This window comes from Mycoplasma feriruminatoris, from assembly GCF_000327395.2.
Classification (GTDB): Bacteria; Bacillota_I; Bacilli_A; order Mycoplasmatales; family Mycoplasmataceae; genus Mycoplasma; species Mycoplasma feriruminatoris.
The window spans coordinates 776,409-792,781 of the sequence record NZ_CP091032.1; the positions used below are offsets into that span (position 1 = coordinate 776,409).

A 16,373-nucleotide genomic window follows, 5' to 3' on the forward strand; every position below is an offset into this window, starting at 1 on the left:
CATTAATTACATAAACAATAAGACTGGTTTTGATAGATAGTCTTGTACTTTAATTAAAAATCTTCCAGCATCAGCCCCATCAATGATTCTGTGATCACAAGTCATTGATAATGGCATTATAAATCTTTTTTGTAATTCACCATTAATGTATAGTGGAGTTTGAGTCATTGTACCAACTCCTAAAATAGCAGCTTCTGGTGAGTTAATAATAGGAGTAGCATAATCTAATCCTACTGAACCAAAGTTTGAAACAGTAAATGTAGCTTCAGTCATTTCAGCTCTTGATAATTTACCTTCTTTAGCTTTGTTTGCTAATTCATTAATCTTAATTGCAATTTCAAATACACTTAAATGATCAGCACCTTTAATAACAGGAACCATTAATCCATTTGGAGTATCAACTGCAACTCCGATGTTAATGTTGTGCATAAATTGAATTTTGTTGTTTGCAAAATCACCTCTTACGTTAATATTTGGCATATCACGTAATGATTTAGCAACAGCTTTAATGATAAATGCTAAGTAAGTTAATTTAATTCCACTTGCTGCAGCATGATCTTTTAATTCAGTTCTCATCTTGTGAGTTTCAGTAATGTCAGTATTTTTCATACCAGTAAATGCAGCAATTTCAGTATGTGATTTTGTCATTGCTTTTACTGTAGCTTTTCTAATACCGTTCATTGGTACTTCATCTCAAGATAATGGAGCGCTTGGTTCAACAACTTTGATTGTTGGAGTTGGAGTAGGAGCTGGAGCAGGTGTTGGAGCAGGTGCTGGAGCAACAGATGGTGCAACAGCTGGTGCTGGTTGACTAGCAACTTGAGCTGATGAAGAATGATAGTTTTTAATATCAGCAACTAAAATTCTTTCATTTGGTCCTGTTGGAGTTACTAATGATAAATCAATATTTAAATCAGCTGCAACTTTTCTTGCTAAAGGTGTAGCTTTAATAGTACTTGATTTATTAACTGTAGTTGTTTGTTTTCTAACAATTACATCATTTGAAACAGGAGTAGCACCAACTACACTAGCGTTTTCTTCAACTACTTGAACTTTTGGTTCTTCTTTAGCTTCAGATTTTGGTTCACTAGATGAAGCAGAAGCTCCATCTTCAATTTCCATAACTACGTCTCCAACTTTAATTTCTTGTCCAGGTTTAATGTTAATTACTGCAATTTTTCCAGCAACTGGAGCAGGAATTTCACTGTTTACTTTATCAGTTTCAACAAAGTATAAAGATTGACCTTCTTTAACAGTATCTCCAACTTTTACTAAAACTTCAGCGACTGTTCCTTCTGTTAGACCTTCACCTATGTCAGCAAATTTAACTTTGAACATATCTTTTTCCTTTCTAAATATTTATTATTTAAAACTTAAAGTCTAACAATTGTTGCATTTTGACTAGAACTTTTTTAGGGTTTACTTGGAAGTAACCTTCTCCTCTATCATATGGAGTAACAACATCATAACCAGTACATCTTGATAAAGGTGCTTTTAAGTATTCAAAGCATTCTTCATTAACAGTTGCAATAATTTCAGCTGAAACTGAAAATGATTTAACTGCTTCATGTACAACTAAAAGTCTTCCAGTTTTTTTAACTGATTCAATTACCATGTTTTTATCTCATGGTTTAATAGAACGTAAGTCAATTAAATCAATAGTTGCATTTGGATGACTTTCTTTTAATAAGGCAATAGCTTTTTGACAATCAACAGTTTGAGCTCCATAAGTAACAACAGTTAAATCATTACCTTCTTGGATTTTATAACCTTCACCAATTGGAACAATGTAGTGTTCATCTGGAACTTCTTGTTTGAATGCTCTATATAGTTTTGTTGGTTCAACAACAATAACTGGGTCTGGTGAGTCAATTGCAGCTAAAATTAGTCCTTTTGTATCATATGGAGTTGATGGACAAACAATTTGAATTCCTGGAATGTGAGCAAACACAGCTTCTAAAGCTTCACTGTGGTGTTCTAGAGCACGAATACCTCCACCCATTGGTGTTCTAATTACCATTGGAGCAGTGTATTTTCCTCTAGTACGGTTTCTCATTCTTGAAATATTAGTCATAATGTTTTGTAATGATGCTAAACCTAGTCCTTGGAATTGTAATTCTACAACTGGTTTCATACCATTCATAGCCATTCCTAAACCAACTCCAGCAAACATTGCTTCACTAATTGGAGCGTTAAAACAACGATCATTTCCAAATTTAACAGCTAATCCTTGAGTAGCTCTGAAAACTCCACCTTCAGTTCCAACGTCTTCACCAAATACTACAACATTTGGATCACGTTGCATAGCGCAATCTAAAGCATCAGTTACAGCTTTAATATTATTAATAATTGCCATTAGTGGTGTCCTCCTTCTTTAGATTCTGGGTATTTTTCAAAGAATTCTTTAGCTTCTTTATATTGTTCTTCTAAGAAAAGATCCATTTTGTCATATTGGTATTTGAAAATGTCAATTAGATCATAGTTTTTGTTTTGTTCAACTCAAGCAAATTCATCAGCAACAAATTTATCTTGTTGAGCATCTAATTCAGCTTGTTGTTCATCAGATCAAACTTTTTTATCAATTAAATATTGTTTTAATCTGATTAGTGGGTCTAATTTAGCCATTTCTTCAAATTCACCTTTTGGACGGTAAACATCTGGGTTATCTGAAGATGAGTGAGCACCTAATCTATAAGTGTCACATTCAACTAAAACAGGACCATTTCCTTTTCTTGCGTATTCAACAACTTCTTTAAACACACCAATACATGCTAGATAGTCATTTCCATCAACAATAATTGAAGGAATACCTGAAGCAATACCTTTTACAGCAAAGTTAATTGATTTAGTTTGTTCACTTCTAGCTGTTGAAATAGCTCATTTGTTATTTTCAATAACAAAAATACATGGAACTTCATGAAGTTTAGCAAAGTTCATAGCTTCATAAGTTTCACCTTCACTTGATCCACCATCACCAGTAGTAGTTAAAACAACTCCTCCAGTTTTTCTGTATTTATCAGCAAAAGCGATTCCTGTAGCTTGTGTATATTGTGATCCAATAACAATGTTTGGTGGTAAACAGTTAACTCCTTCAGGAGATTTAGCACCTGCTTCATTTCCAATTCAATATAGCATAATGTTTCTTACTAATTGACCCATTGCTAATCAACCAGCATTATTTCTATATCCACTAACGAAATGATCAGTTTTTTTATTTAACGCATTAACATATGCAACCTCACAAGCTTCTTGTCCTGTTGAAGATAAGAATGATAGTAATCTTCCTTGACGTTGCATTGTGTTTTGGTAAATATCTTGTCTACGTGATAAGTTCATTATCTTATATGCTTCTAAAACTTCTTGATCAGAAATTTTTGGCATTAACTTAGGATTAATAACTTTTCCGTATTGATCTAAAACACAAACTTTTTCGTTTTTTAGAGGATCAAATTTTCCTAAATAAGTCATTTTGATAATCCTTTCTATTTTTTACTTATTAGTTTGTTTTGATTTTGATTTTATTAATTAAATAATAAGTTGGTGATATCATCACTTGTAAAATTCTTAGCAAAAATTGCTTCTAAGTCAAATTGATTTAAAACATTTTCAATGTCTTTTTTATTAAACTTAACTCCAATTAATTTTGCTTCTAATTCTTCAGTTCCTTGAGTTCCTAAAAAATCACCATAAATTTTAATGTTAGTAATAATTCCATCATTGACATCTAAGTTTAAGGTAATAAACCCTTTAGATTCAAGGTATTGTTTTTTAACTAGAGAAAATACAGTATTTTTTCCAAATGTTCAGTCTCATTGATCAAACTTAGATTCTTTTCTTGACTGAATGTATTGTTTTTCTTGATCAGTTAACTCAATTCATTTAATTTTTTCATTTTTTACATATGAACTAACTACATCATTAATAAAAGTATTTAAATCAATATCTATATTAATATCTTTGAAAAATTCTTTTATATTTCTAACTCTGGCAGGTTTTGATCTGATTTGTTGATGTTTTAGTTTTTCTGGATCAACAACTAAATATTTAGGCATTTTAGATAAATCAACATCAAATAATAATGTACCATGAACTAGTGTTTTTTCATTAGTTTTTAATTGAGCGTTTCCTGAAACTTTATAACCATCAATTACCATGTCATTTCTTCCAGAAAACATTGCATTAATATTTTTTTGATTTAAATAAGTAATAATAGGTTGCAACGCTTTTTGATAATCAACATCATCAGTTGAATTATCAACAATTAAAGAATAACAAACATTACCTAAATCTTGATAAACAGTTCCTCCACCTGTATTTCTTTTAACAATCTTAACGTTATCTTTTTGAGCAGCCTCTAAGTTAACTTCAGCAAAAGCGTTTTGATTTCTTCCAACTACTATAGTATTAGCATTTTGTCAGAAAAATACAATAGGGTCTTTTGCTTTATAGTGATAAGTTAAATATTCTTCGATTGCTAAATTCATTGCAGGATCGTGATACTTAGAAATCAACAAGTTAATCATGACTATTTTTCCTTTTTAAAGTAGTTTAGTCCTAAAACTTCTAAACCTGCTAATGAAATAAAGTTAAATGGTTTATTAAAGTGAGGTAAGAAGAAAATATCAACTAATGGTAATTCATCAATAGTTAGATCTTTTTGAATTCCTAAAGCTAACATGTACATAACTTCAGTATGGTTCTTTTCACTAGCTACTTGAGCTCCAATAATTTTTCTTGTATTTTTATCTCATACAACTTTAAATAGAACTTCATTAGCTGTTGACATAAATTCTGGTCTGTCTAAATCTTTAAAGTCGATAAAGTCAATGTCAAATCCCATTCTTTTTGCAGCTTCAACACTGATTCCAACACTTGCCATATGTAATCCAAATACTGAAATACCATTAGCTCCTGTAAATCCTGGAGATTTTAATCCGTTTCCTTTAATTACATTAAATGCAGCAATAACTCCGGTTCTAACAGCTGTTGTTGCTAATTGAATTGGAACGTGTTTGTTCATAGCTTTGTTATAAACTTGAGCGCAATCTCCAATTGCATAAATATCTGGGTTTGTAGTTTGCATAAAGTCATTTGTTACAATAGCTTTTCTATCATCTAAATCACAAATTCCTTCTAAAATTGATGATTGTGGTCTTACTCCAACTGAAAAGATTACATAATCAACATCAATGTTTCCTTTATCAGTTACAACTTGAGTTACTTTTCCGTTTTCACCTTTAAATTCAATAACTTTTGCACCTAAAGATAATTTAACTCCAGCTTTAGTCATTTTTTCTTGCATTAGATCAGTAAATTCTTGATCATAATAAACTGGCATAATTCTGTTAGCAACATCAATTAGAGTAACATCTTTTCCATATTCGTTAAATGCTTCAACTAATTCAACACCAATGTATCCTGCACCAACTACAGCGATTTTTTTATAGCTTTTATCTAAGTTGTGTTCTAGAATTTTTTTAGCGTGGTGGTAGTTTTTACAAATTTGAACACCTTCTAAATCGATTCCTGGAATTGGTGGAATTAAAGGTCATGTTCCTGTAGCTACAATTAATTTGTCATAATTATCAACTTTAATTTCACCTGTTTTTAAATCTTTAACACTAACAGTTTTGTTTTTATCATCAACTGAAAGTACTTCATGATTCATAAACACATTAACTCCTTCTGATCTTAAAATTTCAGGAGTTGCGTAAAATAACATATTTGGGTCTTTAACTTCACCTTTTACTCATAAAGCAATACCACATCCTAAAAATGAAATGGCATCATTTTTGTCATAAGTAGTAACTTCACAAGTTGGATCTAATCTTTTTAAAGTTCTAACAGCTGTTGTTCCAGCGTGGTTAGTACCTAGTACTATAACTTTCATTATTAAAAGCCCTTTCTTTTAAAGTTTTAAGTCTTGGTTTTTTATCTCATTTTTTAAGAACTATTCAATACAAATAGTCTATTGAATATTCTATTCTTATTTTAACTTATATAAAGTAAAATAACATACATAGCAAAAAATATTACTACATAAAATGCCTATTTTCTTTATAAAGACAATAAAAATCTTAAACTAGTAAATTTTTAAAATATATAAAATATAACCAACTCTATAATTTAACCACTAAAAACTATAAATTTAAACTAAAAACCTACTTGTATAGGTCAAAATATACAAGTTTTTTTAGCTTTTTAAACTAATTTTTTAATTGATTTGTTGATTTAAAAGACTGATTTATCTATAAAATAATACCTCTAATTTAACAAAAATTTAAGTTATTTTTATATATTAAACTGATAAAAAGGGTGTAATTTTGTTTAATAAATTACTTGTAAAAACAACTAAAATTCTTACTAAAAATAGTCTAAAAATGAAAAAATAAAAAACTTATTGATGTAAATTTTAAGAAATTTAAATAGATGTTTTTACTTATAATTTAGATTATTTTTTATTAATTGGAAATCTATTTTTTACGTTTTTTTGCATTTTTTAATCCAACTATTTTATTTATCATTAACACTAAAAAGATAATCTCATTTTTAATATTTACAAAATCACTAGCAACTCTATATAAGAAATATAAAATAATAAATATTTAGAATCAGAGAGTGTTTTGCAAACAGCGAAAAATCTTTGAAAACAGCAAGTTTTTACAATAAAACTTATCTATTTTTTAACTCAAATCTAACAAACATATCTATAAAAATACTTTAAAAATCTTAACTATATAAATAAAAAACTTGCAATAATTTATTGCAAGTTCTACTTAATTTTGATTATTTTTTATCTTTAATTTGTTGATTTAACATATTAATAAATTCATCAATTCAAACAGTTGTTTGTGATTCACTACCATATTTTCTATAAGTAATAGTTTGATTTTCAACTTCTTTATTTCCTAATACTAATTGGTATGGAATCTTTTTAGTTTGACCATCTCTTATTTTATAACTTAATCTTTCATCTCTTAAATCAATATGTGATCTAATAAATTCTTTTTTAAGTTTTTGATGAATTAAATTAGCATATTCTAAATTAGATTCACTAATAGGAATAATTTGTACTTGTTTTGGAGCTAATCATAAAGGTAAAACTCCTTTAGTTTGTTCTAATAAAGTTGCTATAAATCTTTCATAAGTTCCAATTAAACCACGGTGAATCATAATTGGACGAACTAATTTTTGATCTTTATCAATATAAGTTAAATCAAATTTATTTGGCATTAAAAAGTCAAGTTGAATAGTTGAAACTGTAATTTCATGATTTTGAGCAGTTTTAATTTGAATATCTAATTTAGGACCATAAAAAGCAGCATCTCCTATACGTTTTTCATAATTTAAACCTAAATCAATTAATACTTTTTCTAAACTAGATTCAGCTTTATCTCACATTTGATCATCTTTATAAAACTTAACTTTATCATCTGGATCTCTTAAACTTAAACTTAGATAAGCAATTTGAATATTAAAAGTTTCTAGTACTTCACTAATTAATTTATAAGTTGATCTAAACTCATCTTCAATTTGATCACTTCTTACAAAAATATGTGAATCAGTTAGTTTCATTCCTCTAACTCTTTCTAGTCCAGTTAAAGAACCACTTGATTCAAATCTATGTTGAATTGCATGTTCACAAATTCTTAAAGGTAGATCACGATAACTTCTTTGTTCTTGTTTATAAACTGCAATATGATGTGGACAATTCATAGGTCTTAAAATAAATTGTTCATCACTATTTTTTCCACCAGTAAAAGGTTGAAACATATCTTCACCATAATGATCTCAATGACCACTAGTTTTATATAGTTCAACTGTTCCAATTGGTGGAGTTTCTACTGGAATATAATCATATTCTCATTCTTTTTGTCTTAAATATTTTTCAATTTCATTTTTAACAATAAACCCGTTTGGTAATCATAAAGGTAATCCTGCTCCAACTAATTGATCAAATCCAAAAATATTTAATGTTTTATTAATTAAACGATGATCTCTACTTCTTCTATCTTCTAAAATAGCTTTTTTATTTTTTAATTCACTATTTGAACTACCAACTAATCCGTGAACTCTTTGTAACATAATATTATTCTTATCATTTAATCAATAAGAACCAGTTAATTGTTCAATTTCAATTACTTTAATAAAGTTAGGATTTAAAATTAAAGCTTTATTAATAACCATATAAAAATCATTAATACTATAAACTTTTACATAATTATATTTTTCATACATCTGTTTTGCTAAATATTTTAAATAATCATTATTTAAAACTTCTAAAGCTTGATCTAAATTAAAAATATGAGATTTAATTTCTAAATTAGAAGTTAAAAACTGATTAACATTAGCTTGAATATTTTTTAAATCATCTAAAACTAATCTAGGGTTTAGATCAAAAGTTGTAGAAAACTCCATTTCATCAGCATTATAAAAGTTTTCTACTTGACTAATTGGTTTAAAACTATTAATTGCATAACTTGTAATAAAAGCTGCAGTTAAGTTTAACATTAGTTCATATTCTTTACTTTTTATTGTAATTAGTTCTAAATCACAATCATTACTAATTAAATAATTAATATCAAATAATTGATCGTTGATTTTTGCTCCAATTACATTTTTTAAACCAATTTCTAAACTAATATCTTTAACTGAAATTGGATTATTATATTCTTTAATTGAACCATCTAATAATTTAATTTTCATATGTCTCCTTATATAAAAAAATCGCTCCTAACTTAGGAGCGATTTAACGCGGTACCATCCTAATTATGTAAAACTAAAAAGAATTACACATCTTAATTTTACTTATCGCGTAATCACGTAATACTTTTATATGGTAGTAATTTTAGCTATCCATGTTAACTTTCACCAACCGTTAACTCTCTGTACTGTCTTTACTAAAACCGTGTCCATAGTATTAATTAAATATTAAATTTATAATTTTATTTTATAGAATAATTCTAGATTTTATTAAATAACTTCTATTTCTTTTATTTCAGTGCTTCTTACAACTAAAACTTTTTCACCAGTTTTTGCTCCTCAAGATTTAGCAATTTCTGATAGTTTTTCAATATTATTATCTAAGTTATTTAAAGTATCAACTTTATTCATAAAAATTGAATGTCACACACCAAATGAAGTTCATAGTTTTTTATCTTGACTAACACCTAAAATTGTTACATTTGGTCTAAATTTAGAAATAGTTTTTAATAACTCACCTGTTTTTGATAAAACAATAGCATAGTTATATTCACCATCTTTTGTTTTAGTTGCTAATAAATCTGCAATTTCAGCTCTTGGTCCTGATGTTGAATTTCTTGCATTATCTAATTGTACTTGGTAATAAATTTTGTTGTAGAATTCAACTTCAGCTCTTTTATTAATTGTTGACATTGTATGAACTGTTAAAAATGGATAATCTCCAGCTGCTGATTCACCAGATAACATTGTAGCATCAGCTCCTAGTTCAGTTGCAAAATAAACATCAGTTACTTCAGCTCTAGTTGGTGATGGATTTTCTGTCATTGTTTCTAACATTTGAGTAGCAACAATTACTATTTTTCCTTTTTCTCTACATTTTCTGATGATAATTTTTTCTCAATAAGGTACATCATAATATGGAATTTCTAATCCTAAATCACCACGTGCAACCATTATTCCATCAGATTCATCAATAATTTCATCAATATTATCTAATCCAACTTGTGATTCAATTTTTGAAATAATTTGAATATTATCTGCATTAGCTTTATTTAGAATTGCTCTAATTTGACGAACATTTTCAGCAGTATTTACAAATGATGCTGCTATATAATCAACACCTTGTTCACATCCAAATAAAATGTCTTGTTCATCTTTTTCAGATAGAAAAGGAATAGAAAAATCAATTCCTGGTAAATTAACACGTTTATTTGTTTTTACAATGTGGTGATTAAATGCAGTTGCTTTAATAATTTGTGGTTCAACTGAATCAACAGTTAATTCTAATTTACCATCATCAATTAAAATTACATCTCCAGGTTTTAAATCAACTGACATATCATATGCAACAGTCATTTCACCTTGAACACATTCTTTATTTAAATAAGAATCATTATCAGTATAAATAGTAATAGTTTGACCTTTTACTACTTCTTGTTTATTATCTTTAAATTTTCCTAATCTAATTTCAGGACCTTTAGTATCTAAGATTATAGAAATTGGTTTGTTTAAAGCTTTAGAGATTTTTTTAGCAGCTTTAATTCTATAACCATGTTCTTCATAACTACCGTGTGAGAAATTTAAACGAATAGTTGTCATTCCATTATTAAATAATTCTTTAATAGCTTCTGCAGAGTGAGTTGAAGGACCAATTGTTGTAATTACTTTAGTGCGTTTCATTCTCTTTTGTAATGTTTCTCTAGTCATATATCTCCTTAATTACTACTCATTTTAATTATATTTTATTAATTAATTTCAATAGTTAATATTAGAATTTATTTACTAAAATATCCATTAATTTCTCTTAAATGTCTAATGAAAGGTTTTTTGTCTTCTTTTTTCATATTTAAAGTTGAATCAATATCTCTAGCAACTAATTTGTTGTTTTCTAATCCGATAAATAACCCACCTTTACCTTCAGCTAGTTGTTCAACAGCAAACATACCAGCAGTAAATGCAATATATCTATCCATAGCAGTAGGTCTACCACCACGTTGAATATGTCCTAAAACAGTTGCCTTAGTTTCATAACCACTAATTTTTTGAATTCTTTCAGCAATTTCTTCAGCTGAAATTCCATATGATTTTTCAGAAACTAAAATAATTAAACTTTTTTTACCTAATAATCTAAATTGTTTTGCTTTTTGACCCATTTGTTCAATTGTTAATAGATCTTCAGCTGGTGAAAAGATTTCAGCTCCTGTAGCAACAGCTGTATAAGTTACTAAATCACCACAACCATTTCCCATAATTTCAACAACATCGGCTCTATTGTGAGATTGCATTGTATCTCTAATTCTATCAACAGCTTCAACAATTGTATTTAATGCAGTGTGAAAACCAATAGTATAATCAGTTGAAGAAATATCATTATCAATAGTTCCAGGTAACCCAATACAATTAATACCCATTTCAGTTAATCTTTGAGCACCCATATAACTACCATCTCCACCAATTACAACTAAAGCTTCAATACCTGCTTTTTTTAAATTAGCTACTGCTTTTTGTCTTACTTCTAATTCTTTAAATTCTGGTAGTCTTGCTGAACCTAAATAAGTTCCACCTCTTGAAAGAATATCTAAAGTCTTTTCAACGTTTAATTTTTCAAATCAACCATTTACTAATCCTTTATATCCATCATTAATTCCATAAACTTCTATTCCTTTTGAAGCAGCTGTTTTAACTACTCCAGCAATGGCATTATTCATTCCAGGAGCATCTCCACCAGAAGTTAGGATTCCAATTTTTTTTACCATTAGATATAAACCTCTTTCTAAAAAAAACACATTAACATAAATTTAATTATATAACAAAAAAAGTATACCTTTATTTCTAAAGATATACTTTCATTGTATTTTGTAAATTGCCATTCATCATTTTCTAATAAGTCAAAATAAATAAGTAATTTAGACTAATAAAATATAAAATATTAGTATAGATGAGAAAGGAGAAAAAACTAAATTACTATTTGAAATTTTAAACTTACTTAAATAAACCAAGATGGCTTACTTTTTTTATAGACTTAAATAATAGTAAACAAATTAAGTTTTTTTTCAAGTAATTTTTATAAAATTTTAAATTTTTTAAAAAAGACATTATGAGACAGACAAAAGTTGATATTTGCATCATTGGTGGTGGAATCATTGGTAGTTCTGTTGCAAGAGAATTAGCTAAATTTGACAAAAAAATTGTTGTTTTAGAAGCTAATCCAAGACTTGCACTAGAAACAAGTAGTCATAACTCAGGACTAGTTCATGGTGGGTTTGATCCAAGACCAGAAACACTAAATGCAAAATTAAATGTTTTAGGAAAAAAACGTTATGAAGATTGAATTAAAGAAATGGATTTTCCATATTTAAGAATTAATTCAACAGTTGTAGCATTTAATGAAGAAGAAATGAAACACGTTCATATGTTATATGATAGAGGTTTAACTAATGGATTAGATCCAAAAGAATTAGAAATCATTGATGCTAAAGAACTTCAAAAACGTGAACCAAATATTAATAAACAAGCAGTTGGTGCTTTAGTATGTAATTCATCAATTGCAATTGATCCTATTGTTTTAACTTCAACACTTATGAGAAATGCAATCAAAAATGGTGTTGAACTAAAAGTTAATTCAAAAGTAGTAGATATTAAAAAAGTTGATGGTCTATTTGAAATTAAAACTTCAAAAGATGAAGTAATTAAAGCAGAAGTGATCGTAAATGCTGCTGGACATTATGCTGATATTATTGCTCAAATGGCTGGATATCCAGACTTTAAATTAACTACAAGAAGAGGAGAATACCGTATTTTAGATAAATCTGAAGCAGGTATTGTAAATTCTGTAGTATTTATGGTTCCAACTATTCACGGAAAAGGAGTAATTGTTGCTCCAATGCTAGATGGAAGAGTAATGGTAGGTCCAACTGCTTTAGAAGGAGTTCCAAAAGAAGATACTTTACTTGTAACTCAAGAACAATATGAAAATATTGGAAAAATTGGTAAACATTTAATTCCAAATATTAATATGGATAAAACTTGTACGGTTTATGCTGGATCAAGACCTATTGATATTGAAACTAATGACTTTGTAATTAAACCAGCAAAAGCTGATAAGAAATTTATTAACGTTGCTGGAATGAAATCACCAGCTATTGCATCAGCTCCAGCTATTGCAGATATGGTTTGTGATTTAGTAAAAGATGCCTTTGATAAATTAGATAAAAAAGCTAACTGGCAACCAAAAGAAGAAGCTATTCTTCCATGAAAATAGTTTAAGGAGAATAACTATGACAGATAACAAAAAATACATTCTAACTCTAGATGAAGGAACAACAAGTGCAAGAGCTTTAATTACTGATAAACAAGGAAATATTATTGCTGTTGAACAATCAGAATTTACTCAATACTTTCCAAAAGAAGGATGAGTAGAACATGATGCTATTGAAATTTGAAACACTCAACGTTCTGCATTAGTACAAGTTTTAAATAAATCTGGAATTAGTCCTGATCAAATTGAAGCAATTGGAATTACTAACCAACGTGAAACTGCTGTAATTTGAAATAAAGAAACTGGATTACCAATTTATAATGCAATAGTATGACAAGATCAAAGAACAGCTGATTATTGTCAATCATTTGATAGTAAAACATTAGAAATGGTAAAAGAAAGATCTGGATTAATCATTAACCCATACTTTTCAGGAACTAAAGTAAAATGAATTCTAGATAATGTTCCAAACGCAAGACAACTAGCTAGTGAAGGAAAATTAATGTTTGGAACAATTAATACTTGATTAATTTATCGTCTAACAGGTGGAGAAGTATTTGTAACAGATCATACAAACGCACAAAGAACTTTACTATACAATATTCACACTAATGATTGAGATGATGAATTATTAAAATTATTTGATATTCCAAGAAATATTCTTCCAGAAATTAAATCATGTAGTGAAGTATATGGATATACATTTAAAGGTCTATTTTCTAAAGGAAATGAACAAAGAATCAAAATTGCATCATCAATTGGTGATCAACAAAGTGCATTATTTGGTCAATTATGTTTAGAAAAAGGTCAAGTAAAAGTAACTTATGGAACTGGATGCTTTATTTTAACAAACACTGGTGAAGAAATTGTTAAATCAAATCATGGATTATTAACAACTGTTGCATATTCATTTAAAGATAAAGTGTATTATGCTTTAGAAGGTTCAGTAATGATTGCTGGAGCTGCTGTTCAATGATTAAGAGATAATCTAAGAATTGTTTATAATGCTATTGAAACAGAATGATATGCTGGTCAAGTTAAAGATGATAGAAGAGTTTATGTAGTTCCTTCATTTACTGGACTAGGTTCTCCATATTGAGATTCATTCTCACGTGGTGCTATTTTTGGACTAGATAGAGGAACTAGACGTGAACATATTGTAAGAGCAACTTTAGAAGCTATTGCATATCAGGCAAACGATGTTGTTGATGCAATGGGAAAAGATATGAAAAAACCTATTGAAATCTTTAAAGTTGATGGTGGAGCTGCAAATAATAAATTCTTAATGCAATTCCAATCAAACATTTCTCAATCTAAAGTTATTAAACCAACAAACGTAGAAACTACTGCTATGGGAGCTGCATTTATGGCAGGATTAGCTGTTGGATATTGAAAAGATGTTGAAGAATTAAAAAACACTTACAAAGTTCATTTTGAACTAACTCCAGAACTAAGTAAGCCAGAAGTTGACAAACTAATTAAGGGTTGAAAGGTTGCAGTTCAAAGAACATTAAATTGAGTAGAAGCAATTGATTAATTGAAATCAAAATAAAATAGAAAATAATAATGAGAGGATAACATGTTACAACAGATTATTTTAACAGAGTTATTTGGGACTGCATTATTAGTTCTTTTAGGTAACGGTATTGTAGCAAACGTTGTTTTAAAAGGAACTAAAGGACAAAATGCAGGTTGAATATCAATAACAGCTGGTTGAGGATTTGCAGTGTTTATCGCTGCTGGAATTTCAGTTGGATTAGGTGGTGTTGCTCATCTAAACCCAGCAGTAACAATTATGTTTGCAATACAAGCAGCAGATAAAACATTTGGATTTGGAGCCGATGCTTTAACAAAAATGTCAGGTGTTGGATTATTCTTTATTGTATTAATCGTACAATTTATTGGAGCAATGCTTGGTTCAATCTTTGTAGATTTACTTTACTGAAAACACATTTTATCAACAAAAACAGATAATGATTTTCAACCTAGAGTATTAGCTATTCACTCAACAGGAGCAACTAATAGAGCACCTATTTTAAACTTCTTAATGGAATTTGTAGGAACTGTAGTTTTATTAGTAGGTATTTGAGGATTAACTGCTACTAAATCTTCAGTATTTGAATCAGTTGGTCCATTAGCTGTTGGTTTATTAGTATTTGGAATTGGTCTATCATTAGGTGGAACAACTGGATATGCAATTAACCCTGCTCGTGATTTAGGTCCAAGATTGGTTCACACATTCTTACCATTAAAAGATAAAGGTTCATCAGAATGATCATATTCATGAATCCCAGGACTAGGACCAGTAGCTGCTGCAGTATTTATTGGATTAATTGCAATGGCTGTAAAAACTGCTTAGTAATTAACCAAAAGAAAAGCTCATCAATGAGCTTTTTTATTATTATCATTTTCAATCATCTAGTTTAGTTGTATCACAAACTGCAACATAAGGTAGATTTCTAATTTTTTCTTGATAATCTAATCCATAACCTATAACAAAACAAGGTTCAATTGTAAAACATACTCAATCAGCAGCTAAATCAATTTTTCTACCACTAGGTTTATCTAGCATAGTTAAAATTTTAACGCTTTTAGCACCTTTGTTTAATAAATAATCTTTAACATATTTTAAAGTAAATCCAGTATCAATAATATCTTCAACAATTAAAACATCACGATCTTTAACATCAGTATTTAAATCTAAAGTAATTTTTGGAGCTGAATTAGTACCAGTTGTACCTTGATATGATGAAACTACCATAAAATCCATTTCCATTGTTAAATCACAAACCATACAAAAATCTGTATAAAAAGGTACACAACCTTTTAATAAACCAACAACTAATAAACTGTTATCTTTTAATTGTTTATCTTTATAATAACTTTCAATTTCTTTAGCAATTTGTTTAGTTCTTTTTTGAATTTCTTCTCTTGTAAATAAAACTTGTTTTACTAATGGGTGTATTTTATGCATAGCTTCTATAATTTCCTACTTTCTAAATATAATTCTAAGATTAGTTGTGCTGCTAAACTATCTTTGTATTTTTTTTGTTTTTCTCTAGTTAGATTAGCTTGAATTAAAATATTTCTAGCTATTTTTGTAGTTCTTCTTTCATCTATTCTAATAATTTGATCTTTATTAAAACTAGAGTACATATCTAAAAACATTTCAATAACATAATCTACCATTTCAGCACGTTCTCCAATTGTATTATTCATATTTTTTGGATAACCAACAACAATAACACTTGGATCATATTTTTTTAAATAAGGTTCTAGTTGTTTTAAGCCTTGATTAAAGTCATATTCTTCAAATCTAATAGTATCTATACTTGAAGCAATAACTCCACTACTATAAGCTAAACCAATAGTTTTACTGCCAATATCTAGTGCAATAATACTTTTTGACATA

13 protein-coding genes are annotated in these 16,373 nt (G+C 28.3%); 3 read left to right on the plus strand and 10 right to left on the minus strand.

The annotated features are described in order from the left end of the window. Positions 1-6: 6 nt before the first annotated feature. The 8 genes from D500_RS03360 to pfkA form a co-directional block, all read right to left on the minus strand. The gene (locus tag D500_RS03360; protein WP_008363685.1) at positions 7-1,338 is read right to left on the minus strand and encodes a dihydrolipoamide acetyltransferase family protein; all 1,332 of its coding nucleotides are present in this window, start codon (positions 1,336-1,338) and stop codon (positions 7-9) included. 28 nt (positions 1,339-1,366) lie between these two features. Beyond that, positions 1,367-2,356: an alpha-ketoacid dehydrogenase subunit beta gene (locus tag D500_RS03365; RefSeq protein WP_008363688.1), complete on the minus strand. Its 990-nt coding sequence runs from the start codon at positions 2,354-2,356 to the stop codon at positions 1,367-1,369. Beyond that, complete coding sequence (gene pdhA / locus D500_RS03370; RefSeq protein WP_008363689.1) at positions 2,356-3,468, minus strand: pyruvate dehydrogenase (acetyl-transferring) E1 component subunit alpha; 1,113 nt, start codon at positions 3,466-3,468, stop codon at positions 2,356-2,358. Before pdhA ends, D500_RS03365 begins: the two co-directional genes overlap by 1 nt. 53 nt (positions 3,469-3,521) lie before the next feature. After that, entirely contained in the window at positions 3,522-4,523 is a 1,002-nt protein-coding gene (locus D500_RS03375) for a lipoate--protein ligase (RefSeq protein ID WP_008363691.1), read from the minus strand. 2 nt (positions 4,524-4,525) lie between these two features. Continuing rightward, on the minus strand, positions 4,526-5,890 hold the full coding sequence (locus D500_RS03380) for an FAD-dependent oxidoreductase (RefSeq protein WP_008363693.1): 1,365 nt from the start codon (positions 5,888-5,890) through the stop codon (positions 4,526-4,528). A gap of 896 nt (positions 5,891-6,786) precedes the next feature. Further along, positions 6,787-8,706 (minus strand): threonine--tRNA ligase, encoded by a 1,920-nt coding sequence (gene thrS / locus D500_RS03385; protein ID WP_008363695.1) that lies wholly within the window; start codon positions 8,704-8,706, stop codon positions 6,787-6,789. Between the two features lie 267 nt (positions 8,707-8,973). Continuing rightward, positions 8,974-10,410 (minus strand): pyruvate kinase, encoded by a 1,437-nt coding sequence (gene pyk, locus D500_RS03390; RefSeq protein ID WP_008363696.1) that lies wholly within the window; start codon positions 10,408-10,410, stop codon positions 8,974-8,976. Between the two features lie 68 nt (positions 10,411-10,478). Beyond that, on the minus strand, positions 10,479-11,459 hold the full coding sequence (gene pfkA, locus D500_RS03395; protein ID WP_008363698.1) for a 6-phosphofructokinase: 981 nt from the start codon (positions 11,457-11,459) through the stop codon (positions 10,479-10,481). Between the two features lie 341 nt (positions 11,460-11,800). On the opposite strand from pfkA, the gene glpO reads away from it, so the two are divergent. The 3 genes from glpO to D500_RS03410 are packed head-to-tail and all read left to right on the plus strand — an operon-like array spanning position 11,801 to position 15,320. Beyond that, positions 11,801-12,964: a type 2 glycerol-3-phosphate oxidase gene (glpO, locus tag D500_RS03400; protein ID WP_008363700.1), complete on the plus strand. Its 1,164-nt coding sequence runs from the start codon at positions 11,801-11,803 to the stop codon at positions 12,962-12,964. A 16-nt stretch (positions 12,965-12,980) separates the two neighbouring features. Further along, the gene (gene glpK, locus D500_RS03405; protein WP_008363702.1) at positions 12,981-14,498 is read left to right on the plus strand and encodes a glycerol kinase GlpK; all 1,518 of its coding nucleotides are present in this window, start codon (positions 12,981-12,983) and stop codon (positions 14,496-14,498) included. Positions 14,499-14,540: 42 nt separating this feature from the next. Continuing rightward, positions 14,541-15,320, plus strand: coding sequence for an MIP/aquaporin family protein (locus D500_RS03410; RefSeq protein ID WP_008363703.1), 780 nt, complete (start codon positions 14,541-14,543; stop codon positions 15,318-15,320). A gap of 42 nt (positions 15,321-15,362) precedes the next feature. On the opposite strand, the gene hpt is transcribed toward D500_RS03410, so the two are convergent. Both hpt and ruvX read right to left on the minus strand, forming a co-directional pair. Then, on the minus strand, positions 15,363-15,935 hold the full coding sequence (gene hpt / locus D500_RS03415) for a hypoxanthine phosphoribosyltransferase (RefSeq protein ID WP_008363705.1): 573 nt from the start codon (positions 15,933-15,935) through the stop codon (positions 15,363-15,365). Positions 15,936-15,940: 5 nt separating this feature from the next. Then, a complete protein-coding gene (gene ruvX / locus D500_RS03420; RefSeq protein WP_008363707.1) occupies positions 15,941-16,372 on the minus strand; it encodes a Holliday junction resolvase RuvX in 432 nt (143 codons plus the stop codon). Between the last annotated feature and the right edge of the window lies 1 nt (position 16,373).